The organism is Bradyrhizobium sp. WSM3983 (assembly GCF_000473045.1).
Classification (GTDB): domain Bacteria; phylum Pseudomonadota; class Alphaproteobacteria; order Rhizobiales; family Xanthobacteraceae; genus Bradyrhizobium.
In genome coordinates, this window is record NZ_AXAY01000055.1 from 1 (window position 1) to 23903 (window position 23903).

Below are 23903 nucleotides of genomic sequence, written 5' to 3' on the forward strand. Positions count from 1 at the left end.
GCGGCAGGGCAATCGCATATGAAAACTTGTCCCTGCGGCCATCCTTCGAGACGCCCGCTTTGGGCGGGCTCCTCAGGATGAGGGCGGAGTATGCGGCAGCAGTTTCAAAGGGGCACTGACGCTGGTTAGCCTCATCCTGAGGAGGCGCGTAAGCGCCGTCTCGAAGGACGAGGCGTGCGCGCAGGTCGCCGCAACGAGTCATATGCGATTGCCCTGCCGCAAGCAGGGAGAGGGAAGTCTCCTACTCCTGCATCATCTCGCCGCTGCCGCCGAACTCGGCGGGAAAATCCTTCAGCTTGGGCAGGCCGTCGCGCATCGGCAGCACCGTCTCGGAATAGTTGACGTGGACGCCGGGGGTGAAGGCGAGCGTCGGGAGGGTGGCGGTGAAGACGTCGATCAAATCGAGCGGCGGATGGTTGGTCATGAGATGACCGCCGCACTTCTTGCAATATTTGCGCTGGCTGAGCGGCGTCTTGACGAAGGTCTCGACGTTCTGCGCGCCCTCGGTGATGCGCACGGCCTCCGGCTTCCACAGGCTGAAGGCGTTCACCGGTCCGCCCGACCACGAGCGGCAGGAACGGCAATGGCAATAGCCCATCGCCGCTGGTTCGCCCGTGACCTCGACCGTGACCGCGCCGCAGAAGCAGTGTCCGACATGTTTCATCCTGGTAGTCTCCTGAGATGGCAATTGGGATGGAAATCCTTGGATTACAAATGAAGTCCTGCCGCGCGTCCTCCGATTGGCGGACGCGCGACGGAACGCGCGGCGGCTAGACTGACCGGCGCCAGGGAATAAGCATCGACACCCGTTGTTTATACTGCCGGTATTCGTCGCCGAAGAGATCGACGAGATCGTGCTCCTCCAGCGCGATGCCGACGAAGATGTAGGCGGTGGTCACGGCCGCGAACAGCAAATGGCCTGCGGTCATGGTCGGTGCCGGCCAGAAGGCGATGATGAAGCCGAGGTAGATCGGATGACGGACGAATTTGTAGAGCAGCGGCGTCTTGAACCGCGGCGGCGCGGCCTCTTTGCCGACGAGATGGTTGGTCACCTGATGCAATCCGAACAATTCGAAATGATTGATGACGAAGGTCGAGGTGAACACCAGCACCCAGCCCGCGAACGACAGCGTGACCAGCGTCACGGCAAGATCCGGATTGGCGACGTCCCATACGACCGACGGCAACGGACGCCACTGCCAGAACAGGAGGAGCAATGACAGGCTCGCGAACAGTACATAGGTCGAGCGCTCGACCGGCTTGGGGACGAATTGCGTCCACCACGCCTTGAAGCGCTGGCGCGCCATCACGCTGTGTTGAACGGCGAACAGCGTCATCAGCAGCAGATTGATGATCACGGCTTCGACGGTCGGCGTATCGGGCCCGGTGTCGATGGTCTTCGGCACCACCAGCCCCATCACAAAGCCGATCGCGTAGACAATCGTAACGAAAAAAACGAGATACGCCGCAATTCCGTAAAGAAAGGCGATGAACTTGAAAATGCGTGAGCCCGCAACCTCCGGGCTGATGGAATGAACCTGGTGATCGAGTTGGGTCATAGAAAGCTCCGTTGTGCCGAGGCATTGGCACTGTTTGGTCTCTGCACCATGCCGGAGCGGAGGCCGGAAGACTTTCGCGGACGGTTGATTTTCGCCTGAGACGACTTTGATTTTTGCTTGAGACGACAGAAACGTGCGATTCCTCTTTGAAAACAACGTGCTCGACGGCGACCTGCGCGAACTGACCTGCGCCGGGACGACCGTGCCGCTGCAGCCGCAGGTGTTCGATCTGCTGATTTACCTCGTCGCGGAGCGCGCCCGCGTCGTCAGCAAGGATGATCTGATCAGCCAGATCTGGAGCGACCGCATCGTCTCGGATTCCGCGCTGAACAGCCGGATCAACGCCGCGCGCAAGGCGCTCGGCGACGACGGCGCGACGCAGCGGCTGATCAAGACGATCCCGCGCAAGGGCTTTCGTTTCGTCGGCGACGTCCGGGAAGAACTGGCAGCCAAGCCTGCGCCGGCCGAGGTCACGCCGAGTTCCCCGCGCGCCGCGACCGACCGTCCGGGCATCGCCGTGCTCGCCTTCGAGAACATGAGCGGCGACCCCGCCCAGGAATATTTCGGCGACGGGATCAGCGAGGACATTCTCACCGCACTGTCGAAGCAGCGCTGGTTCATCGTGATCGCCCGCAACTCGTCCTTCACCTACAAGGGGCGCGCGGTCCACCTCAAGCAGATCGCCGAGGAGCTCGGCGTCCGCTATATCGTCGAGGGCAGCGTGCGCAAGGTGGACAACCGCGTCCGCATCACCGCACAGCTCAACGACGCCACCACCGGCGGCCATCTCTGGGCCGAGCGCTACGACCGCGAGCTTGTCGACGTCTTCGCCGTGCAGGACGAGATCACCGAGCGGATCGTCGCGGCGATCGAGCCGCAGATCCACGCCGCGGAGAATTTTCGCACGCATCGGAAGCCACCATCGAGCCTCGATGCCTGGGACTTGCTGATGCAGGCGCTGTCGCATTACTGGCGGATAACGCCGCAGGACCACGCCGCAGCGCAGAAGCTGCTCGAACGCGCCATCGCGATCGATCCGGATTACGGTCAGGCGCTGGCGGTACTGGCGGCAAGCCACATGTTCGGCGTGCATCTTGGCTGGGCCGAACTTGCCACGACCGCGCCGATCGCGGAGAACGCGGCGCTCGCCGCGATGCGCTGCGACCACGAGAATGCCTGGGCTCATGCCGCGCTCGGCAGCGTCTGCTTCTCCACGAGCCGGCTTGCTGACGCGCTGTCCGAGTTCGAGCAGGCGCTCGCGCTCAATCCGAACTTCTCGCTGGCCCAGGGCTATTACGCGCTGGCGCTGTCCTATGCCGGACGCCCCAGCGATTCGTTCGAGGCCGCGCAGAAGGCGATCAGGCTCTCACCGCGCGATCCGTCGCTGGCGATCTATTACGGCATCGCCGGCTATGCACGCTTCACCGAGCGGCAATATGACGAGGCCATCGCACTGGCGCGCGAGGCAATCCGCCATCGCGGCGAGCTCACCGGCGCCTATCGTGTGCTCGCCGTCTCCGCCGGCATGACCGGTGACGGCGCGCTTGCGGACATGGCGCTGCATGAGCTCCGCCGCACCCAGCCCAATATCTCGCTGGACTGGATCGCAACGCAGCTGCCATGGGCCAATGATGCGGATCGCGAGCACTATCTGGACGGATTTCGGCGCGCAGGGCTGAGTTGAAGACGGTCACGCACCCGACGCAAATGCGTCGAGCAGGCGCGTTGAAGGCCTCCGGCTTTTCCCATTGCGTGGAGTGGCCTGCGCCTTCGACGACCTGAACCGCAATGACGGAGCTTGCTGCAACAGCCGCCCACGCACCGGGAACCAAACGGGCGGCAGAAAAGCGATCCGCTATTTGCCTTTTGCCTGCATCGACTTCGGCGGTGGCACCTGCGCCCATTCCTTGTCGGCGCGGGGACCGTTGAGATCGCCGGTGAGGCCGATGAGCTGGCCGGGCTGGGCGTCGAGGGTCTGCTGCCAGGTTTGGGTCTGGCACAACAGCCTGATCAGACATCCTTTGAGCTTGAGGCGGTCGGCGGAGTCGCGCCACAGCGAGACCGAATAGAACTTGCCGTCCTCGGCGTTGTAGATATCGCCGGCGAACCGGCCATCGGGCGTCGCCTGCAGGCCCATGATCAGCTGGTGGCCGAGCAGCGCGCGGGCGCGCTTGTCGGGGTCGGGATTTTCCTTGTCGCGATGAGGCTGGCCGCGCTTGTCGGCCGGCTCCTTCATCCAGACGATGAAGCCGCAGATGCGGTCGCGCGTCGGTCCGCAGCGCTCGAGTCGGATGCGCGCGCGACCGTCTTCGACGAGCCAGGTGCCGCTGGGATCGGTGGGCGTGACCGCGCCGGCGCGGCCACCCAAAATCATCATCACGACGGTGATGGCAACGCGCAGCACGAAGCGAAGGACAAAGTTCATCAGCGGCTCCTTTCGTTGGGAGGATTGCGGCGTCAGTTCAGTTGCGCCATCAGTGCATCGGCGCCCTTGTCGACGCCGGCATTGGCGGCCGCGAGCGCACCGACGCTGGCCTTGATGTCGTAGGCGCCCGGGTACTGCTTGGTGACATAGGCGGAGAGCAGGCGCGAGGACGCGGCGTCGAAGATCTCGACGCCGTAGATGACCGAGCCGGTCAAGGTGCCCTCGCCGTCACGCGCGGCCTGCACGCCGTTGTAGACGGCGCCGGCAACGTCGAAGCGGGAGAGCGTGCCGAGCACCGGCGTGTTGGTGACGGCACCGGTCAGCGTCAGCCTGATCCGCAGCGTCTCCGGTCCGCGCTCACGCACGAGTGCGAAGCGTCCGCGCAGCCGCTCGGCAAAACGGGTTTGCATATAAGCGGCCAGCATCGCCTTGTCCTTGTCGGACATGTCGCCGAACTGGTGATCCTTGCCCCGGTAAACCACGACCGGCTCGAGGATCACTTTATTATAGGCGCGCCAGTCGACTGGCGTGGAATAGCGGTAGGGCACGCGGCCGGAGGCATCCGACTTGTCGGGCGCCATGTAGGCCGACGACGCCATCTCCGAATAGGGCACGGGCGCGACCGAGGCGCAGCCGGCTAAGGCGGCGCCAAGCAACAGCGTTCCCAGACCGCGCAGGGCGATCGAGCGATCCATTCCAGAACTCCTCTTGCGGCTCGTCGAAAGGCAAAGGCGACCGCAGCCGCGTGCGGGACCAGACGCGACTGCGGCGCGCACCATTGCCAACCCAAGGCATCGTCCGGGGCCATGTCAGTTGCCTTGGGTCGCCTCAGTGTTTCCGTTTATAAAACCGACCGGACGGTTTGTAAACTGCAAAAATGCCCGCCTGACGCATTTGGCCGCGGACGCGGCTTAGGCAGCGATTGGTTGCAGGCTGTTAACGCTGAATCAGGCGCGCTTGCGCGGGCTTGCGGCCTTTGCCGCCGGCGCCGCTTTGACGGCACGCTGCCTGACGGGCTTTTCCAGCGCATTCCACTGACTGTCGTCCATCAGACGCTTGAACAGCCGCTGATGCTCGTCCTTGCCAAGCGGCGACATCCCGAACAGCCCGCTCAACAATAATCCCCTCGCCGCCGCCCAGCGCAACAAGGCGAGATCCGGATCACTCGCCTCAGCCTTGATGGCCTTGATGATCTCGACATCGGCCGCACGCGGCAGTTCCATCAGGCTGGGATCCTCGACCATCGCCGCGAGCACGCCAAGCGCTGCCGAATTCGGCTGGATGCTTGCCTCCCGCACAGTCGCGAGCTGCGCAGCCAGTTCGGGCTGTTCCGAAACTTCGCGTGCCGTCGCCATGTAGCGACTGGTGAACTCTGCGAAATGCGTCATCTGCCGCTCCAGCAGCGCCTTCAGCACCGCCTGCTTGGTGCGGAATTGATGCATCACGCCGCCCTTGCTCATGCCGCTTTCGCGGGCGATGGCATCGAGCGTTAGCCGGCCGGGCCCGTCGCGCGCAATGATGGCGAGCGCCGCATCGAGTGCAGCATTGCGGGAACGTTCGGAGCGCGTCGCATTGTCCATGGCCGACTTGTCTCCGTGACAGGACAATGAATCAAGTGAAAACAGGACGCGCTGTACATTTTTTGTGCGAACACTGTCGAGACTTTCATCTTGCGGCGCGGAACGTGACTGTGTGAGCCTCGATGGTGGATGGGGACTGGGATGAGCCGGCCGCCGCTTTGCGCGCGAGAACGTTGCGAAGGGTTCGCGGCTGGTCTCGCTTGAGAAAGATACGAGATGTCGAAACGAGTGTTGCTTGGTCTCGTCCTGGCTTGCGGCCTCACGGCCTCGGCACTGGCGCAAGAGCCGAAGACAGGGGGCGTAATCAATGCGGTGATCCAGCCCGAGCCGCCCGGCCTGATGCTTGCGATGATCCAGAACGGTCCGACCCAGATGGTGTCGGGCAACATTTTCGAGGGCCTGCTGCGCTACAGCCCCAAGCTCGAGCCCCAGCCGGAGCTCGCCGAGAGCTGGAGCGTCAGCGAGGACGCCAAGACCTACACCTTCAAGCTCCGGAAGGGCGTCACCTGGCATGACGGCAAGCCCTTCACCGCAGCCGACGTGCTGTTCTCGGTCGAGATGCTGAAGCAGACGCATGCGCGCGCCCGCAATAACCTCGCGCAGGTCGACAAGGTCGAGGCGCCCGACGATTACACCGTGGTGTTCACGCTGAAGCAGCCATTCGGCCCGTTCCTCGGCATCTTCGAGGTCGGCTCGATGCCGATGGTGCCGAAGCATCTCTACGAAGGCACCGACTTCAAGACCAATCCCTACAACAACGCGCCGGTCGGCACCGGCCCCTTCATGTTCAAGGAATGGCAGAAGGGCTCGTTCATTCGGCTGGTCAAGAACCCGAACTATTACGAGAAGGGCAAACCCTACATCGACGAGATCTACTGGCAGATCATCCCCGACGCCGCCGCACGCTCGGTGGCTTACGAGACTGGCAAGGTCGACGTGCTGCCCGGCGGCTCGGTTGAGAATTTCGACGTGCCGCGGCTGTCCAAGCTGAAGGACACCTGCGTCACCGGCGCCGGCTGGGAGTTCTTTTCGCCGCTGGCGTGGCTGTGGCTCAACAACCGCCAGGGCCCGCTGGCCGACAAGCGGGTGCGGCAGGCGATCATGTACGCGATCGACCGCGACTTCGCCAAGGACGTGATCTGGAACGGGCTCGGCAAGGTCGCAACCGGCCCGTCGGCCTCCACCATCAAGTACTACACCGACGACGTGCCGAAATATCCCTACGATCCGGCCAAGGCCAAGGCGCTGCTGAAGGAAGCCGGCTACAAGGGCGAGAAGATCCGCCTGCTGCCGCTGGCCTATGGCGAGACCTGGCAGCGCTGGGGTGAAGCCGTGAAGCAGAACCTCATGGACGTCGGCATGAACATCGAGACGATCTCGACCGACGTTGCCGGCGGCAACCAGAAGATCGGCGACTGGGATTACGACATCGCCTTCACCTATCTCTACCAGTACGGCGATCCTGCGCTCGGGGTCGGGCGCAACTACGTCTCCAGCGCGATCGCCAAGGGCCAGGTGTTCAACAACGTCGAGGGCTACACCAACCCGGAAATCGACAAGCTGTTCGCCGACGGCGCAGTCGCAACGCCCGACTCCAAGCGCAAGGAGATCTACGAGAAGGCGCAGAAGATCCTGGTCGAGGACGTGCCGGTGGCCTGGATGCTCGAGCTGCAATTCCCGACCATCACCCGCTGCAAGGTCAAGAACCTGATCACCACGGGGATCGGGGTCAATGACGGCTTCAAGGACGCATGGCTCGACAAGTGAGGATGCTCAAGGTCTGATCTGACTTGTAAGAACAGATTTGCAATGAGATCGTATCGAGACGCCGAGGCATCGGAGGTGCTCACCTCTCCCGTAGGGAGAGGTCGGATCGCATCGTCAGATGCGATCCGGGTGAGGGGTTACGCTCCATCGAGAGACCCCCTCACCCGCGCCTTCGGCGCGACCTCTCCCCGTCGGGGAGAGGTGTTCCCCGCGGCGAGACCGCCTCACCCAACGAACACTCGAATCTAGATGCTCTCCTTCGTCGCTCAGCGTGTCGTGAAGGGCGTGATCGTCCTGCTCGCGATCGTCGTTCTCAATTTCTTCCTGATCCGGCTCGCGCCGGGCGACCCCGCTGTCGTGATGGCGGGCGAGGCCGGCGCCAGCGACCAGGTCTTCGTCCAGCAGCTCCGCGAGAAGTTCGGCCTCGACAAGCCGCTGCCCGAGCAGCTGTTCATCTACGTCAAGGGCATCGCGACCCTCGACCTCGGATTCTCCTTCCGTCAGCAGGCGCCGGTTTCGAAGCTGATCCTCGAACGGCTGCCGGCGACGCTGCTGCTGACGCTGACGGCATTCGCGATCTCGCTCGCGCTCGGTGTCCTGTTCGGCACCTTCGCCGCGCGCTTTGCCGGAACCTTCCTCGACACGGCCATCACCGTCTTTGCGCTGATCTTCTACGCCATGCCGATCTTCTGGGTGGCGCTGATGGGAATCCTGCTGTTCTCGGTCACAGTCGATTGGCTGCCGAGCTTCGGCTACGAGACGGTCGGCGCCAACCTCACCGGCTTTGCCCATGTGGTCGACGTCGCAAAGCACCTCATCATGCCGGCGATGACGCTCGGCCTGTTCTTCATGGCGACCTACACCCGCATGACGCGCGCCTCGATGCTCGAGGTGAAGCGGCTCGACTTCGTCAAGACCGCGCGCGCCAAGGGCCTCTCCGACGCCGTGATCCAGCGCCGCCATGTGCTGCGCAACGCGCTGCTGCCGGTCGTGACGCTCGCCGGCGTGCATGCCGGCACGCTGATCGGCGGCGCCGTCATCACCGAGACCGTGTTCGCCTGGCCCGGCATCGGGCGGCTGATGTACGACGCGCTGCTCCAGCGCGACTACAATCTGCTGCTCGGCGTCTTCGTGACCTGCTCGGTCATGGTCCTGATCTTCAACCTCATCACCGACCTCGTCTATCGCCTGGTCGACCCGCGCATCGAATTCGCCGCATGACACAGTTCTGGAAATCGATGCTGAAGAGCCCGAGCGGCGTCATCGGGCTCTTCATCCTTCTGCTCGCGATCTCGGTCGCGGTGTTCGGGCCGCTGCTATTCCCGAACTCGCCCTGGCGCATGGTGCAGCGGCCGTTCCTGCCGCCCTTCACGCTCTCGACCGTGCCGCTCGGCACCGACGCGCTCGGCCGCGATGTGTTCGCCGGCATGATTTTTGGCGCACGCGTCTCGCTGCTGGTCGGCCTCGTCTCGACGCTGGTCGCACTCGTCGTCGGCGTACCGATCGGCGCCATGGCCGGCTATTTCGGCGGCAAGGTCGACGACGCCCTGATGCGCTTCACCGAGTTTTTCCAGACCATTCCGAGCTTTGCGCTCGCGATCGTGCTGGTCGCGATCCTGCAGCCCTCGATCTATTCGATCGTGGCATCAATTGCGGTGGTGAGCTGGCCGCCGGTCGCGCGCCTCGTGCGCGGCGAGGTGCTGTCGCTGCGCACGCGCGAATATGTTCAGGCCGCCGTGGTCACCGGACAGAGCAATACCTGGATCATCCTGCGCGAGATCCTGCCCAACGCGCTGTCACCGGTGATCGTGCTGGCCTCGCTGATGGTCGCAACCGCGATCCTGCTGGAATCCTCGCTCTCGTTCCTTGGGCTGGGCGATCCCAATCTGATCTCCTGGGGCTACATGGTCGGTGCCGGACGCACCGTGATCCGCCAGGCCTGGTGGATCACCGTATTTCCCGGCGTCGCGATCCTGATCTCGGTGCTCGGACTGAACCTGATCGGCGAGGGCCTCAACGACGCGCTCAATCCGCGCCTCTCGCGGGAGGGACGCTGATGATGACCGCTCCGCCCGCCGTCTCCATCAAGAACTTGCGGATCGCGCTGCCCAAGGGCGCCGAGCGTCCCTTCGCCGTCGACGGCGTCTCGCTCGACTTGCGGCCCGGCAAGATCGTCTGCGTCGTCGGCGAATCCGGCTCCGGCAAATCGATGTGTGCGCATGCGCTGATGGGCCTGTTGCCCGACACGGTGTCCGTCACCTCCGGCGAGATCCAGTTCGAAGGCCGCGACCTGCTGAAGCTCGACGACGACGGCTGGCGCGACCTGCGCGGCCGCCGGCTCGCGATGATCTTCCAGGAGCCGATGACCGCACTCAATCCGCTAATGCGGATCGGCGACCAGATGGCGGAGATGTTCGAGGCTCACGGCCTGCTCACGCCCAGGGAGCGGCGCGCGAAAGCGCTGTCGCTGGCGCGCGAGGTCGGCCTGCCCGACCCCGAACGCATCGTGCGCGCCTATCCGCACCAGCTCTCCGGCGGCCAGCGCCAGCGCGCCATGATCGCGATGGCGCTCGCGCTCGAGCCGGCCGTGCTGGTCGCGGACGAGCCGACCACCGCGCTCGACGTCACCACGCAGGCGCAGATCCTGAAACTGATCCGCAACCTCCAGCGCAATCGCAACATGGCGGTGATGTTCATCACCCATGACTTTGGCGTCGTTGCGGATATCGCCGACAAGGTGGTGGTGCTCAGGCACGGCAAGGTCGTCGAGAAAGGCCCTGCTAGCTCCGTCTTCAACGCGCCGCAGCACGATTACACCAAGGCGCTGCTCGCCGCCGTGCCGTCGATGCACCCGCCGGCGCGCGCGCCGCTGGACGATCAGGCCAGGGCTGTGGAGGTGATCGGGCTGGACAAGACCTATGTCACGTCAGGCGGCTGGTTTCGCGAGGACCGTCGCGTCGATGCCGCGCGCGCGGTCAATTTCAACATCCTCAAGGGCGAGACGCTCGGCCTCGTCGGCGAATCCGGCTCCGGCAAATCGTCGGTGGCGCGGCTGGTGATGCGGCTGATCGAGGCCGATCGCGGCACGGTGCGGATCGGCGACACCGATCTCACGCAGCTTTCGGGCAGGGTGCTGCGCGCCGAGCGCCATCGCATCCAGATGATCTTTCAGGATCCGTTCGCCTCGCTCAATCCGCGGCGCAAGGTCGGCCACATCATCGCCGACGGCCCGATCGCGGCCGGCACCGATCCGAAGGTCGCGTTCGACCGCGCCCGCGATCTCCTCAAGATGGTGGGTCTCGATGCCGGCGCGCTCGAACGCTATCCGCATGAATTCTCGGGCGGCCAGCGCCAGCGCATCGGCATTGCGCGCGCGCTCGCGCTCGAGCCCGAGATCATCGTCGCCGACGAAGCCGTCTCCGCCCTCGACGTCTCCGTGCAGGCTCAGGTGCTGAGATTGCTTGAAGACCTCAAGGCGCGCCTTGGCTTGTCGATGCTGTTCATTACCCACGATCTGCGCGTCGCCGCGCAAATCTGCGACCGTATCGCGGTGATGCAGCGTGGCGCCATCGTCGAGCTGAAGCCGACCGCGCAGCTGTTCGCCGCGCCGGAACATCCCTACACGCGCGACCTGCTCGCGGCGGTGCCGGGTCGGAAGGAACGCGCGCCAGCGGCGTGAGGCGGGGCGCTTCACTCCGGTATCCCGTTCCGCCTCCGCGACGGAGCAGTCACGGGCTTTTTATCCCGCGTGACCGAGCTCCCGGCTTCAAGCCTGAATTCCGCACCCCATATCCGGATGGAATGATTATCATCATCTGATGATGGATTAAGGATCTGTTTGGAGGCCAACATGGGCCAGGTTATTCAGTTTGTCTCGAAATCCGAGCGCGAGCGAATTCGCCTCATCCAGGAGGCGCGCGCCATCTATGACAGCATCTTCCCACCGGCTGATCCGGCTGGCGAGCGGCACGACAAGGCTGCGACCGCCCGCGGCGACGTAGGGAATCTGGCGTGATCAAGATCATTGCCGTGCTCTGCAGCCTCGCCTCGCCGGCGAATTGCCACGAGCAGATCGTCACCACGTCGGACTTCGCCGAGGTCTCGATGCAGTCCTGCATGATGGGCGCGCCACAACTCGCCGAATGGATGAACCAGCATCCGGCCGAGCGGCTGGCGGGATGGCGCTGCGTGATCGGCCAACAGGGCGGCCGGGGCGCCTAGGGTAGCACTCGCGTTCTTTATTGCCGGCCTTGACCCAACAATCCATCCTTCGAAGGGAGCGCGGACGGCTGACGCGCGCGGCGGTCAAGCCTATCTCACCGCGGATTAGTATTACTCCAGGTCGGAACCGCATTGGTCACGCCAACCGAGGGCCAATTATACGTTCCGATCGATGGCGCCGTGACCGTTCCGATCGACTGCCCCGAGCTTCCGTAAGTCCTGGGCTGCGTTGCGGTCACTGCAGAGCTTCCATAGGTTGGGGCCAGCACGGTCGTGCTGATGTGCCTGCCGGTATTGTGCCTGCTGGATCTGTGTCCCTTCGCTTCGGCCGCGAAGGGCGCCGCCACCAGCCCGACAGCGATGAGTGCCGCAATAGCGAGCCTGGTTCTTGTCATGACCGATCCTCTCGTTACCTGCCCCCGTCTTACAAATCGTTCTTTGGCCAGACTGTTTCAATACACGAGAGGCTTACAACTCCGTGTACCTCGAACGATCATGCCCGCCTTCGGATGGACCCGAATCAGCGCTACTGCATTCACCTCGACGACTTCGCGTATTGAGGCGACATGACCGGCCCTGAACTGAAGCAATTGCGCGCAGACCTGTCCGAGGTGCTCGGCCGGAAGCTCACTGCGGCCGACATGGCGAAGCTGTGTGCCTTGCCGGAGAAGGGCGGTGCCGACACAATCCGGCGCTGGGAGGTGAGCGGGCCGACGCTGGCCGCGACCAAGGTGCTGCGCGTGCTCGCGATGGCGAGCGAGCGCTATCCGATCCTGGAGAAGTTCGACATCTTCGATCGCCACGACGTGCGCGTAGAGGACCGGCCAGCGAAGCGCGCGGCCTTCCGCGCGCAGATGCGCGACGAGGTGCTGCGGCGCCTCGGTTAACGAGACGCGCGCGCAAGTTACCGGACCGCTCTCGAATTAAGCCTTCCTTCACCCCTTCTTAAGCCGGCATTAATCACGAAAATCATTTAGCACCCAATAAGTTAGGTTGGGCGCCGCTGTGCCATGCATGTGACAGCATTTTCGTCAAAAGCGAGCTATCTGCAAAACCAACGCGGCGCGGACAGCGCGCACGCCGGGGACCTTGTTGTTGGAGTTAGGACTATGAAGAAGATTCTGTTTGCGACCGTTGCGCTGCTCGCGGTGAGCGCGGCTGCGCCGGCCCTGGGTGCCGATCTCGGCGCCCGCCCCTATTACAACAAGGCGCCGGCCTATGCCGCGCCGATCTACAACTGGACCGGCTTCTATATCGGCGCGCATCTCGGCGGCGCGTTCTCGAGCGACAACAATTTCAACGGCCTCTCCACCGGCAACAACGGCAACGGCCGTTTCCTCGGTGGTCTGCAGGCTGGTGCAGACTGGCAGTTCAACCCGAACTTCGTGGTCGGCGTCGAAGGCCAGTATTCCTGGCTCTCCGGCAATGTCGGCGCGGTGTTCCCGGGCGGCGTGGCCTACACCAATGACCAGCGCGGCCTCGGCTCGATCACCGGCCGCGTCGGCTACACCTGGGGCCCGGGCCTGGTCTACGTGAAGGGCGGCTACGCCTATTCCGACAACAACGAGAAGGTGACGATCGGCGGCGTGCCGACCGGCTTCACCATCGCGGGCGATCACCGCAACGGCTACACCGTCGGCGCCGGCCTCGAGTACATGTTCGCGCCGAACTGGTCGGCCAAGGCCGAGTACCAATACTACAATTTCGGCGACGCGCACTTCACCGCGGGTCCGCTGGTCGGCACCGGCAACTTCACCACCGACGACCACACCATCAAGGCCGGCCTCAACTACCGCTTCAACTGGGCGAGCCCGGCGGCCGCGCGCTACTGATCGCGCCTTACAGAATCCCTTTGCTATCAGGGGCCGGCAGCACTGCCGGCCCTTTCTTTTTCGCTCTGCGGAACTGGCCAAGCAATTGTGCAACTTGCGATTTTTTAACCCCCGCCAAGGATACTCCGCAGCGAAAATATAAGATTACCGGTGTGGGGGAATTTCGATGGCGATCCGTCTGGGCGTTGGCCGTGTCCTTGGCCGTCTCAAGCCGCGTTTCAAAATGCCGAAATGGGGCCTGCGCGGCAGCCTGTTTGCGGCGTTCGCGGTGATCGCAGGCATGGGCCTCGTGATCGCCGGCGGCGCCGGCTTCGTGTTCAAGCATCTCGGCTCGACCATGATGGACCTGAGCGGCCGCGACATCCCGCGCCTGTCCGCCAGCCTTCAGCTTGCCTCGCAGAGCGCGACACTGGCAGCGCAAGGACCCGGCCTGCTCGCCTCGTCCTCAGACGAGGCGCTGGCTGAGCGCACCAAGACGGTTCAGGAAATCCAGCAACAGGCCATGGCAAAGCTCGGCGAGATCATCGAGCTCGGCGCCGACAAGCAGGTCGCCAGCGCGCTCGGCGAGACCGTCAAGAGCATCGATGAAGCCACCAAGAGCCTGGTGTCGGCGGCGAAGGAGCGCCTCGACACGATTGCGCTGCATGACAAGCAGTACGAGGCGCTGCGCAAGGCGCAGCTCGCCTTCGTCGGCGCAGCCAACCCTGCAATGCTGGATACCCAGACACGGCTGAGCGCAATCATGGCATCGACGAACGTGTCGCCAGACGACGCCATGGAGGCGGTCCGCTCCGTTGGCCAGATCAGCACGGTGCTTGCCAACGGAAATTTGATGGCCGCTGACATGATGGCCGCGTTGTCCGCCAATTCCAGCGATACCCTGGAGACAATCGAACACGAATTCAAGGCGGTCCGCGACCGCGTCAAGTGGAACCTGGAGGACCTGCCCGACAATCCCGCAACCACTGCGGTGAAGGGCGCAATGCAGAAATTGCAGACGTTCGGCGAAGGCAAGATGGGCGTCTTCAAGATCCGCCAGAAGGAGCTCGACTCCATCGACTACGGCCAGACCATCCTGGACGAGACCCGCAAGCTCAATGTCGGTCTCGGCGTCAGCGTGCAGGCGCTCGTCGACGGCGTGCAGAAGGAGACCAACGCGTCGACCTTCCAGGCGCGCCAGGAGATTTCGCTCGCCACCACCGCAATGCTGGCGCTCGGCGGGCTCACCTTGATCGGCTCGGCGCTGTTCGTCTGGCTCTATGTCGGCCGCAACATCCTGCGCCGCATCCGTGAGCTTCAGCGCGCCATGCAGCTGCTCTCGGCCGGCGACCTCGACACCGAGATCGTCCGCTCCCGGCAGAACGACGAGATCGGCGCGATGAAGGAAACGCTGACGGTGTTCCGCGACAGCATGATCGAGGCCCGGGCGCTCGCGAGCGAGCAGGACAAGGATCGTGTCGCCAAGGCCGAGCGTGCCGCGCATATGGAAGCGAAGATCGCGGAGTTCGAGGGCACGGTGCGCACCGCGCTCGACAATCTCGCGCAATCGGCCAATTCGATGCAGTCGACCGCGCAGAGCATGTCGAACACGGCTGACCAGTCCAACGCGCTGGTGAACGCGGTCGCCTCCGCCGCGGAAGAGACCTCGGTCAACGTGCAGACCGTGTCATCAGGCACCGAGCAGCTGTCGTCCTCGATCGAGGAGATCAGCAAGCAGGTCGTCACCTCGGCTGCGATCGCCAAGAAGGCGGTGGATGAGGCCGGCGCGACCGACACCACGGTGCAGAGCCTCGCCGACAGTGCGAGCCGCATCAGCGTGGTGGTCGACCTGATTCAGACCATTGCGTCGCAGACCAATCTGCTCGCGCTCAACGCCACCATCGAGGCGGCGCGCGCGGGCGAGGCCGGCCGCGGCTTTGCGGTGGTCGCGTCCGAAGTGAAGAGTCTCGCCAGCCAGACCGCGAAGGCGACGGAGGAGATCCGGACCCAGATCGCCAGCATGCAGCAGGTCACGACCTCGGCCGTCGGCGCCATCCAGGGCATCGGCCGGATCATCGGCGAGATCGACAACGTCACGACGACGATTGCAGCGGCGGTCGAAGAGCAGGGCGCAGCCACCCGCGAGATCGCCCGCAACATCCAGCATGCAGCCGGCGGCACCAGCGAGGTCTCCAGCAATATCGTCGGCGTCTCCACGGCATCGGCCGAGGCCGGTGCCGCGGCCACGGAAGTGCTGAGTGCATCGGACGCACTCCGCCGCGAGGCCGACATGCTGCGCGGAGAGATCGACGCGTTCCTCAACAACATGCGGGCGGCGTAAGGACGCCGGCCCCACGGGGACCCCCACTCCCTCTCCCGCTTGCGGGGGAGGGCTGGGGTGGGGGTGCCTCCACATTGGGATAGCCCCGATGGGGAAATAGCCCTCACCCGCGCCTCCGGCGCGACCTCTCCCGCAAGCGGGAGAGGTAAGTGGAATTCGCGGCACGACCGTCCCACATCACGGAAAAAGCGCTACGCGGAATGACCGCCATGCGAGCGGGCCGCGCGTCCTTTTTCGGCTGGCGCCCTGCCCGCGCTGGGTTTAAGCCGATAGCATGAACGCAAAAACCGACACCGTGCAGTCCTCCGCCGAGGCCCTGCGCTATCCCTGGGACCAGCATCCCAGCCCCGAAGAGGTCGTGGAAGTGCGGCCCGGCGTGTTGTGGGCGCGGCTGAAGCTGCCGTTCCGCCTCAACCATGTGAACATCTATCTGCTCGCCGATGGCGACGGCTATGCGATGGTCGATGCCGGCTTCGGCAACGAGGAGACGATCGAGGCCTGGACAAAACTGTTCGAAGGCCCGCTGAAGGGCGTCAACATCACGCGCCTCATCGTCACCCACTCGCACCCCGATCATGTCGGGCTTGCCGGGTGGATCGTCGAGCGGTTCAACTGTCCGCTGGTGATGTCGCAGGTCGAATATCTGCAATCGGTCTATCACCAGAACCGCGGCACCGAGGAGCGGCGCGAGGCGCAGCGGCTGTTCTTCCGCCGCCATGGCATGGACGAATCGCTCACCGAAAAGCTGCTCGGCCGCGGCCAGGATTATCTCAAGCGGGTCTCGGTGCTGCCGCCGTCCTACCGCCGCATCTCGCATGGCGACGAGGTCGTGATCGGCACGCGCCGCTTCAAGGTGATCACCGGCGGCGGGCATGCGCTCGACCAGGTGATGCTGTATTGCGCCGACGACAAGCTGTTCCTGTCCGCCGACCAGGTGCTGAGCAAGATCTCGCCGAACGTCAGCGTGTGGGCGGTCGAGCCCGACCAGAACTCGCTCGGCGAATATCTCGCCTCGCTCGCGAGCCTCACCACAACCCTGCCCTATGATCTGCTGGTGCTGCCCGGCCACGGCGTACCGTTCTACGGGCTGAAGACGCGCATCAAGCAGCTCGCCGATCACCACGAGGAGCGCTGCCGCCTGATCGCGGAAGCCTGCCGCGAGGTGCCGCAGACCTCGCGCGCGCTGGTGCCCGTCGTGTTCAACAAGCATGTGCTGGATGAGCACCAGATGGGGTTTGCCGCCGGCGAGCTCGTGGCCCACGTCAACTACATGATTGTCGAGGGACGGCTGACGGCCGAGACCAAGGACGGCGTGCTCCAGTTCAGGACGACGTGAGAGCAAGTGCCGGTTAGCACCGGCATTTCGGGATGGTGCAGAGCAGCATTAAAGGTCGCGCGGACTTGATCGGGATCAAGTTTCAAATCGCACGATAGGGCATTTTGCCCAAATGCCCCTCACGGCCATATGTGGGATAGCGCATAGACATTGGAGCTGGAAACGCTCTAAAACGATCCGCCCTTTTGGTCAGTTCCGTCTCAGGTCGTACCGATGGATTACGCCCAGTTCTTCAATTCAGCCCTCGATCGCCTCCATACCGAGCGCCGCTATCGCGTGTTCGCCGATCTGGAGCGCATCGCCGGCCGGTTCCCGCATGCGGTCTGGCACTCGCCCAAGGGCAAGCGCGACGTCGTGATCTGGTGCTCCAACGATTACCTCGGCATGGGCCAGCACCCGAAAGTGGTCGGCGCCATGGTCGAGACCGCAACCCGCGTCGGCACCGGCGCAGGCGGCACCCGCAACATCGCCGGCACGCATCATCCGCTGGTGCAGCTCGAGGCCGAGCTCGCCGACCTCCACGGCAAGGAATCCGCGCTGCTGTTCACCTCGGGCTATGTCTCGAACCAGACCGGCATCGCCACCATCGCAAAGCTCATTCCGAACTGCCTGATCCTGTCGGACGAGCTCAACCACAATTCGATGATCGAGGGCATCCGCCAGTCCGGCTGCGAGCGGCAAGTGTTCCGCCACAACGATCTCGCCGATCTCGAAGCGCTGCTGAAGGCGGCCGGTCCGACCCGGCCGAAGCTGATCGCCTGCGAGAGCCTCTATTCCATGGACGGCGACGTCGCCCCGCTCGCCAAAATCTGCGATCTCGCCGAAAAATATAACGCGATGACCTATGTCGACGAGGTTCATGCCGTCGGCATGTACGGTCCGCGCGGCGGCGGCATCGCCGAGCGTGACGGCGTCATGCATCGCATCGACATTCTCGAAGGCACGCTGGCCAAGGCGTTCGGCTGCCTCGGCGGCTATATCGCCGCCAACGGCCAGATCATCGACGCGGTGCGCTCCTATGCCCCGGGCTTCATCTTCACCACCGCGCTGCCGCCGGCGATCTGCTCGGCCGCGACCGCCGCGATCAAGCATCTGAAGAGCTCGGGCTGGGAGCGCGAGCGTCACCAGGACCGCGCCGCCCGCGTCAAGGCGATCCTCAATGCCGCCGGCCTGCCGGTGATGTCGAACGACACCCATATCGTGCCACTTTTCATCGGCGATGCCGAGAAGTGCAAGCGGGCGTCCGATATGCTGCTCGAGGATCATGGCATCTACATCCAGCCGATCAACTATCCGACCGTCGCCAAGGGCACCGAGCGCCTGCGCATCACGCCCTCGCCCTATCACGACGACGGCCTGATCGATCAGCTCGCCGAAGCGCTGCTGCAGGTCTGGGACCGCCTCGGCCTGCCGCTGCGGGAAAAGTCGCTGGCGGCGGAGTAGGCTTTCTTTCGCCTCTCCCCGCTTGCGGCAGCGCAGTCGCATATGGGACGTTGGACGGCCTGAGCGCACGCCTCGTCCTTCGAGACGACCGCTCCGCGGTCTCCTCAGGATGAGGCTAAGCGGCACCTTTGCCTGCTGAAACTGCTCCACCGTCCTCATCCTGAGGGCCCGCCAAGGGCGGGCGTCTCGAAGGATGGCCGCAGGGAAGCCGCTGGTTTAACGACAACCCCAGGTTCCCGCCCAGGTCCGGCATTTCGCTGTCGCCTCCACCCGCCCAACGCGCTAGATTTGCAAGCGAAAATGAGAGCGGGCGCGGTTAGCGCCTTGGGAAGATCGGGCGCTACCGCGCCATGGGAGAAGCACGCTCGCCATGCTGCACGACTGGGGCGTGATCGCTGCCGCCTTCGGCTATATCGGCTTCCTGTTCCTGGTGGCGAGCCATGGCGACCGCCGCTCGCCGGCCAGGCATGGCCGCGCGTCCGGGTTGATCTATCCGCTGTCGCTGGCGATCTACTGCACGTCCTGGACCTTCTTCGGCTCGGTCGGCTTCGCCACCCGCACCTCGACCGACTTCCTCGCGATCTATGTCGGCCCGATCCTGATGATCGGGCTCGGCGCGGGCGTGCTTCGGCGCGTGATCCAGCTTGCGAAAGCGCACAACATCACCTCGATCGCCGACTTCATCGGCGCGCGCTACGGCAAGAGCCAGGCGGTGGCGGCAACCGTGGCGCTGATCGCGATCATCGGCTCGGTGCCCTACATCGCCCTGCAGCTGAAGGCGGTCGCCTCCTCGCTCGAGGTCATTCTGAGCGAGGACCAGGCGTTCTCCCACATCCCGATCCTCGGCGACATGGCGCTGATGGTGACGCTGGCGATGGCCGCCTTCGCGGTGCTATTCGGCACGCGGCAGACCGACGCCACCGAGCATCAGCACGGCCTGATGCTGGCGGTCGCGACCGAATCCATCATCAAGCTGGTCGCCTTCCTCACCGCCGGCATCTTCGTCACCTTCTGGATGTTCTCGCCGCACGAATTGATCGAGCGCGCGATGAAGACGCCCGAAGCGGTGCGCGCCATCGATTATTCGCCGTCGATCGGCAACTTTCTCACGATGACGCTGCTGTCGCTGTGCGCGATCATGCTGCTGCCGCGCCAGTTTCATGTCAGCGTGGTGGAGAATTCCTCGGATGCCGAGGTCAGCCGCGCGCGCTGGCTGTTCCCGCTCTATCTCGTCGCCATCAATGTGTTCGTGATCCCGATCGCGCTCGCCGGCCTCGTCAGCTTCCCGTTCGGCGCGGTCGATTCCGATATGTACGTGCTGGCATTGCCGATAGAGGGCGGCGCGGGACTGCTCAGCGTCGCCGTGTTCGTCGGCGGCCTGTCGGCGGCCACCGCGATGGTGATCGTCGAATGCGTCGCGCTCTCCATCATGGTCTCAAACGACCTCGTGGTGCCGTTGGTGCTGCAACGACGCCCTGACGGCCGCGCCGGTGCCACCGATTTCGGCGATTTCCTGCTGCGCTCGCGGCGGCTTGCGATCTTCGCCATCATGGTGATGGCCTATTTCTACTATCGCGCGCTCGGCAACACCCAGCTCGCGGCGATCGGCCTGTTGTCCTTTGCCGCCATTGCGCAGCTCGCGCCCGCCTTCTTCGGCGGCCTGTTGTGGCGGCGTGCCACCGCACGCGGCGCCATCGGCGGCATGCTGGTCGGCTTCACCGTATGGCTCTACACGCTGTTCATCCCGAGCTTCATGGACACCTCGACCGCCGGCATCCTGCTGCTCCAGCACGGCCCGTTCGGCATCGAGGCGCTGCGTCCGCAGGCACTGTTCGGCGCCGACCTGCCGCCGCTGATGCACGGCGTGGTCTGGTCGCTCTCGCTCAACATCCTCACTTACGTGCTGCTGTCGCTGGCGCGGCGACCCTCGTCCATCGAGCTGGTCCAGGCCGATCTGTTCGTGCCCAACACGCTCGCCCCAATCGCCCCGAATTTCCGCCGCTGGCGCACCACCATCACGGTGCAGGACATCCAGACCACAGTCGCGCAATATCTCGGGCCTGATCGTGCCCGGCATTCGTTCGAGGCGTTCTCGGCACGGCGCAACATGCGGCTGGAATCCGGAGCACCCGCCGATTTCGAGCTGCTGCAGCACGCCGAGCACCTGATCGCCTCGTCGATCGGCGCTGCGTCGTCACGCCTCGTGATGTCGCTCCTGCTGCGCAAGCGCACGGTCTCCGCGAAAGCCGCGCTGAAGCTGCTCGACGACTCCCATGCGGCGCTGCATTTCAACCGCGAGATCCTCCAGACCGCGCTCAACCATGTGCGCCAGGGCATCGCGGTGTTCGACGCCGATTTACAGCTGATCTGCTCCAACCGGCAGTTCGGCGATCTGCTCAACGTGCCCCCGCATTTCATCCAGTTCGGCACGCCGCTTCGCGAGATCCTGGAGTTCATGGGCGTCAGCGATCCAGCCGGTGAGGCTGACCGCGAGGCGATGATCGAGCAGCGGCTCGTGGCCTACACCACCGACAGCGAGCCCTATCTCGAACGCCTGCCGGAACGGCACATGGTGATCGAGGTGCTCACCAACCGCATGCCCGGCGGCGGCTTCGTCATCACCTTCACCGACGTCACGCCGACCTTCGAGGCCGCGGAAGCGCTGGAGCGCGCCAATGCGACGCTGGAGAAGCGCGTGCGCCACCGTACCGAGGAGCTGACCCGGCTGAACTCCGAGCTGGCGCTGGCCAAGAGCAGCGCGGAGGACGCCAGCATCTCCAAGACGCGCTTCCTCGCGGCCGCCAGCCACGACATTCTCCAGCCGCTGAACGCGGCGCGGCTCTATGTTACGAGCCTGGTCGAGCGCCAGCACAATGGCGAGGAGACGCGGCTGGTCGAGAACATCGACGAATCGCTGCAAGCCATCGAGGAAATCCTCGGCGCGCTGCTGGACATCTCGCGGCTTGACGCTGGCGCGATGACGACCTCGATCTCGAGCTTCAAGATGGCCGATCTGATGCGCTCGCTGGAGATCGAGTTCGCACCGATCGCACGCGCCAAAAGTCTCGACCTCACCTTCGTGCCCTGCTCGCTCCCGGTCGAGTCGGACCGACTGCTGCTCCGGCGGCTGTTGCAGAACCTGGTCTCCAACGCGATCAAATACACGCCGCGCGGACGTGTGCTGGTCGGCTGCCGTCGCCGCGGCGCCGCGCTCAAGATCTGTGTCTACGACACCGGCGTCGGCATCCCCACGGTCAAACGCAGCGAGATCTTCAAGGAATTCCACCGTCTCGAGCAGGGCGCGCGGATCGCGCGCGGCCTGGGGCTCGGACTCTCGATCGTTGAGCGACTGGCACGCGTACTCAACCACGGCATCGCCATCGACGCCAATGCCGGCGGCGGCTCGCTGTTCTCCGTGACGGTCCCGACGGCGAAGGCCGTGACGCTCACCGCGGCGGTGACGAGTGCAACGCCGCTCGCGCGTGCGCCGATCTCCGGCGCGCTGATCGTCTGCATCGAGAACGACGCCGCAATCCTCGACGGCATGCGCACGCTGTTGAAGGCCTGGGGCGCCGAGGTGATCGCGGTCGCCGACCCCGAAGGCGCAATATCAGCGATCGAAGCCGCCGGTCGACGCGTCACCGGCCTGCTCGTCGACTATCACCTCGACCGCGGCAACGGCATCGCCGCCATCCGCGAGATCCGCCGCCGCTTCGGCGACACCATCCCCGCGATCCTGATCACCGCCGATCGCAGCCCCGCCGTGCAGATGGCCGCCCGCGACGAGAAGATCGCGGTGCTGAACAAGCCGGTGAAGCCGGCGTCATTGCGCGCCTTGCTCGGGCAATGGCGGACGCAGCAGATGGTGGCGGCGGAATAGCAGCTCAGGCGCCGCCGTCGGCATCGATGACGGCCTTGGCAAAGGCCTGCGGCGCTTCCTGCGGCAAATTGTGGCCGATGCCGCCGGTGATCAGGCGATAGTCGTAGCGACCGGAGAATCTCTTGGCGTAAGCGCTGGGATCGGGGTGCGGCGCGCCGTTGGCGTCGCCTTCCATCGTGATGGTCGGCACGTCGATGACCGGAGTTGCCGCGAGCTTCTTCTCGATCTCCTCGTATTTCGCCTCGCCCTTGGCCAGCCCGAGCCGCCAGCGGTAATTGTGGGTCGTGATTGCGACATGATCCTTGTTCTCGAAGGCCTTCGCACTGCGATCGAAGGTGGCGTCGTCGAACTTCCACTGCGGCGAGGCCAGCTTCCAGATCAGCTTTGCGAAATCATGCGTGTACTTCTCGTAGCCGGCGCGGCCGCGCTCGGTCGCGAAATAGAACTGGTACCACCATTGCAGTTCGGCCGCCGGCGGCAGCGGTACGTTGCCCGCGGCCTGGCTGGAGATCAGATAGCCGCTCACCGACACCAGCGCGCGGCAGCGCTCCGGCCACAGCGCCGCAATGATGTCGGCGGTGCGCGCGCCCCAATCGAATCCGGCAACGACCGCCTTCTTGATGTCCAGCGCATCCATCAGTGCGATGATGTCGGAGGCCAGCGCGGCCGGCTCGCCGTTGCGCGGCGTTTCGCTGGAGAGGAAGTGCGTCGAGCCATAGCCGCGCAAATAGGGGATGATGACGCGATAGCCGGCCTGCGCCAGGATCGGCGCGACATCGACAAAGCTGTGAATGTCATAGGGCCAGCCGTGGAGCAGGATCGCGACCGGGCCGGTCGTGGGGCCGGCTTCGGCGTAGCCGACGTCCAGCACACCGGCATTGATCTGCTCGATCGCGCCGAACGATGCGCTGGTTGCGGAGGATCGCGCCGTCTCGGTTTCGGCGCGCGCGAGGTCGATCACGCCGAGGCCGACGGCGGCGGTCCCGGCTGCGATGCCGAGGAAGCGGCGGCGATGCTGGTCGATAATCTGTTTCATCTTTTAGGTGCCTTGTTGATGATCGTCCGAGTCGTCAGATCAGACCGACACTGGCGTGGCTCGGTTGGGCTGTTCTTGCCGTCACGCAATTGCCTATCAGCGCCTGCCGTGAAAGGCTCGTTTGGACTTGTGAGAAGTTGTGAGGCCGGCTGGGAACCCGCTTGCAAGGATCTGCAGGCACGGCCTGCTTAGGCTTCGGGAACCCGCGTCAATGCACTCTCCTGTGAGATTGCCGGGCCATTGGCCTCAACAACTCATCATTGCATTCGTCCAATGAGCATTTCAACTTGAGACACGCCCTCGCCTTCTCGCGGCGCATTTCGCCCGAGTTTTGCTCTTCGCTTCGCGCCCTCCAAACAAAGGGCGCAGGGAAGGCCGGGTGCCGGCTGGCACCCACGGTCCGCTGTGCGCATGTAGCGCAAAAAGAACTGCACAGCGGCATACAGGTGTAGCCGAACACACGGCCTTCCCTGCGCGATGGTTGGACGGCTTATGCCGTGCTCT

At 64.5% G+C, this 23903-nt stretch carries 20 protein-coding genes; 13 read left to right on the forward strand and 7 right to left on the reverse strand.

Annotation, left to right across the window (positions count from 1 at the left end; genetic code table 11):
• Positions 1 to 241: 241 nt before the first annotated feature.
• Together YUA_RS0139650 and mddA are read right to left on the reverse strand one after the other, a co-directional pair.
• On the reverse strand, positions 242 to 664 hold the full coding sequence (locus YUA_RS0139650; RefSeq protein ID WP_027535600.1) for a GFA family protein: 423 nt from the start codon (positions 662 to 664) through the stop codon (positions 242 to 244).
• A 106-nt stretch (positions 665 to 770) separates the two neighbouring features.
• Positions 771 to 1559, reverse strand: coding sequence for a methanethiol S-methyltransferase (gene mddA, locus YUA_RS0139655; RefSeq protein ID WP_027535601.1), 789 nt, complete (start codon positions 1557 to 1559; stop codon positions 771 to 773).
• A 133-nt stretch (positions 1560 to 1692) separates the two neighbouring features.
• On the opposite strand from mddA, the gene YUA_RS0139660 reads away from it, so the two are divergent.
• Positions 1693 to 3243 carry a winged helix-turn-helix domain-containing tetratricopeptide repeat protein gene (locus YUA_RS0139660; protein ID WP_027535602.1) on the forward strand — a complete coding sequence of 517 codons (1551 nt, stop codon included), beginning with the start codon at positions 1693 to 1695 and terminating at the stop codon, positions 3241 to 3243.
• A 171-nt stretch (positions 3244 to 3414) separates the two neighbouring features.
• Here the strand turns inward: YUA_RS0139660 and YUA_RS0139665 are convergent, their stop codons facing one another.
• From YUA_RS0139665 to YUA_RS0139675, 3 genes are all read right to left on the reverse strand, one after another.
• The gene (locus YUA_RS0139665; protein ID WP_027535603.1) at positions 3415 to 3984 is read right to left on the reverse strand and encodes a DUF2147 domain-containing protein; all 570 of its coding nucleotides are present in this window, start codon (positions 3982 to 3984) and stop codon (positions 3415 to 3417) included.
• A 32-nt stretch (positions 3985 to 4016) separates the two neighbouring features.
• Positions 4017 to 4679, reverse strand: a complete 663-nt coding sequence (locus YUA_RS0139670; RefSeq protein WP_027535604.1) for a DUF3313 domain-containing protein — start codon at positions 4677 to 4679, stop codon at positions 4017 to 4019.
• 252 nt (positions 4680 to 4931) lie between these two features.
• Positions 4932 to 5564, reverse strand: coding sequence for a TetR/AcrR family transcriptional regulator (locus YUA_RS0139675; protein WP_027535605.1), 633 nt, complete (start codon positions 5562 to 5564; stop codon positions 4932 to 4934).
• Positions 5565 to 5780: 216 nt separating this feature from the next.
• Between YUA_RS0139675 and YUA_RS0139680 the strand changes: the two genes are divergently transcribed.
• The 6 genes from YUA_RS0139680 (at position 5781) to YUA_RS0139705 (ending at position 11552) form a co-directional block, all read left to right on the forward strand.
• Positions 5781 to 7331, forward strand: coding sequence for an ABC transporter substrate-binding protein (locus YUA_RS0139680; protein ID WP_027535606.1), 1551 nt, complete (start codon positions 5781 to 5783; stop codon positions 7329 to 7331).
• A gap of 249 nt (positions 7332 to 7580) precedes the next feature.
• Positions 7581 to 8552 (forward strand): ABC transporter permease, encoded by a 972-nt coding sequence (locus YUA_RS0139685; RefSeq protein ID WP_027535607.1) that lies wholly within the window; start codon positions 7581 to 7583, stop codon positions 8550 to 8552.
• A complete protein-coding gene (locus tag YUA_RS0139690) occupies positions 8549 to 9388 on the forward strand; it encodes an ABC transporter permease (protein ID WP_027535608.1) in 840 nt (279 codons plus the stop codon). The genes YUA_RS0139685 and YUA_RS0139690 overlap by 4 nt, the downstream gene beginning before the upstream one ends.
• A gap of 2 nt (positions 9389 to 9390) precedes the next feature.
• On the forward strand, positions 9391 to 11010 hold the full coding sequence (locus tag YUA_RS0139695; RefSeq protein WP_027535609.1) for an ABC transporter ATP-binding protein: 1620 nt from the start codon (positions 9391 to 9393) through the stop codon (positions 11008 to 11010).
• A gap of 171 nt (positions 11011 to 11181) precedes the next feature.
• Positions 11182 to 11346 carry a hypothetical protein gene (locus tag YUA_RS51405; RefSeq protein ID WP_198029590.1) on the forward strand — a complete coding sequence of 55 codons (165 nt, stop codon included), beginning with the start codon at positions 11182 to 11184 and terminating at the stop codon, positions 11344 to 11346.
• The gene (locus YUA_RS0139705; RefSeq protein ID WP_027535610.1) at positions 11343 to 11552 is read left to right on the forward strand and encodes a hypothetical protein; all 210 of its coding nucleotides are present in this window, start codon (positions 11343 to 11345) and stop codon (positions 11550 to 11552) included. The genes YUA_RS51405 and YUA_RS0139705 overlap by 4 nt, the downstream gene beginning before the upstream one ends.
• 95 nt (positions 11553 to 11647) lie before the next feature.
• Here the strand turns inward: YUA_RS0139705 and YUA_RS52215 are convergent, their stop codons facing one another.
• Entirely contained in the window at positions 11648 to 11947 is a 300-nt protein-coding gene (locus YUA_RS52215; protein ID WP_084293173.1) for a hypothetical protein, read from the reverse strand.
• Between the two features lie 171 nt (positions 11948 to 12118).
• Between YUA_RS52215 and YUA_RS0139710 the strand changes: the two genes are divergently transcribed.
• The 6 genes from YUA_RS0139710 to YUA_RS0139735 all read left to right on the forward strand — a co-directional run bounded on the left by YUA_RS0139710 (position 12119) and on the right by YUA_RS0139735 (position 22363).
• Positions 12119 to 12439 (forward strand): hypothetical protein, encoded by a 321-nt coding sequence (locus YUA_RS0139710; protein ID WP_027535611.1) that lies wholly within the window; start codon positions 12119 to 12121, stop codon positions 12437 to 12439.
• A 222-nt stretch (positions 12440 to 12661) separates the two neighbouring features.
• On the forward strand, positions 12662 to 13384 hold the full coding sequence (locus YUA_RS0139715; protein WP_027535612.1) for an outer membrane protein: 723 nt from the start codon (positions 12662 to 12664) through the stop codon (positions 13382 to 13384).
• A 166-nt stretch (positions 13385 to 13550) separates the two neighbouring features.
• Complete coding sequence (locus YUA_RS0139720; protein ID WP_027535613.1) at positions 13551 to 15704, forward strand: methyl-accepting chemotaxis protein; 2154 nt, start codon at positions 13551 to 13553, stop codon at positions 15702 to 15704.
• Positions 15705 to 15978: 274 nt separating this feature from the next.
• Complete coding sequence (locus tag YUA_RS0139725; RefSeq protein ID WP_027535614.1) at positions 15979 to 17040, forward strand: MBL fold metallo-hydrolase; 1062 nt, start codon at positions 15979 to 15981, stop codon at positions 17038 to 17040.
• 213 nt (positions 17041 to 17253) lie between these two features.
• Positions 17254 to 18483, forward strand: a complete 1230-nt coding sequence (hemA, locus tag YUA_RS0139730) for a 5-aminolevulinate synthase (protein ID WP_027535615.1) — start codon at positions 17254 to 17256, stop codon at positions 18481 to 18483.
• Between the two features lie 370 nt (positions 18484 to 18853).
• Entirely contained in the window at positions 18854 to 22363 is a 3510-nt protein-coding gene (locus YUA_RS0139735; protein WP_027535616.1) for a PAS domain-containing hybrid sensor histidine kinase/response regulator, read from the forward strand.
• Positions 22364 to 22367: 4 nt separating this feature from the next.
• On the opposite strand, the gene YUA_RS0139740 is transcribed toward YUA_RS0139735, so the two are convergent.
• The gene (locus tag YUA_RS0139740) at positions 22368 to 23399 is read right to left on the reverse strand and encodes an alpha/beta fold hydrolase (protein WP_027535617.1); all 1032 of its coding nucleotides are present in this window, start codon (positions 23397 to 23399) and stop codon (positions 22368 to 22370) included.
• Positions 23400 to 23903: the final 504 nt, after the last annotated feature.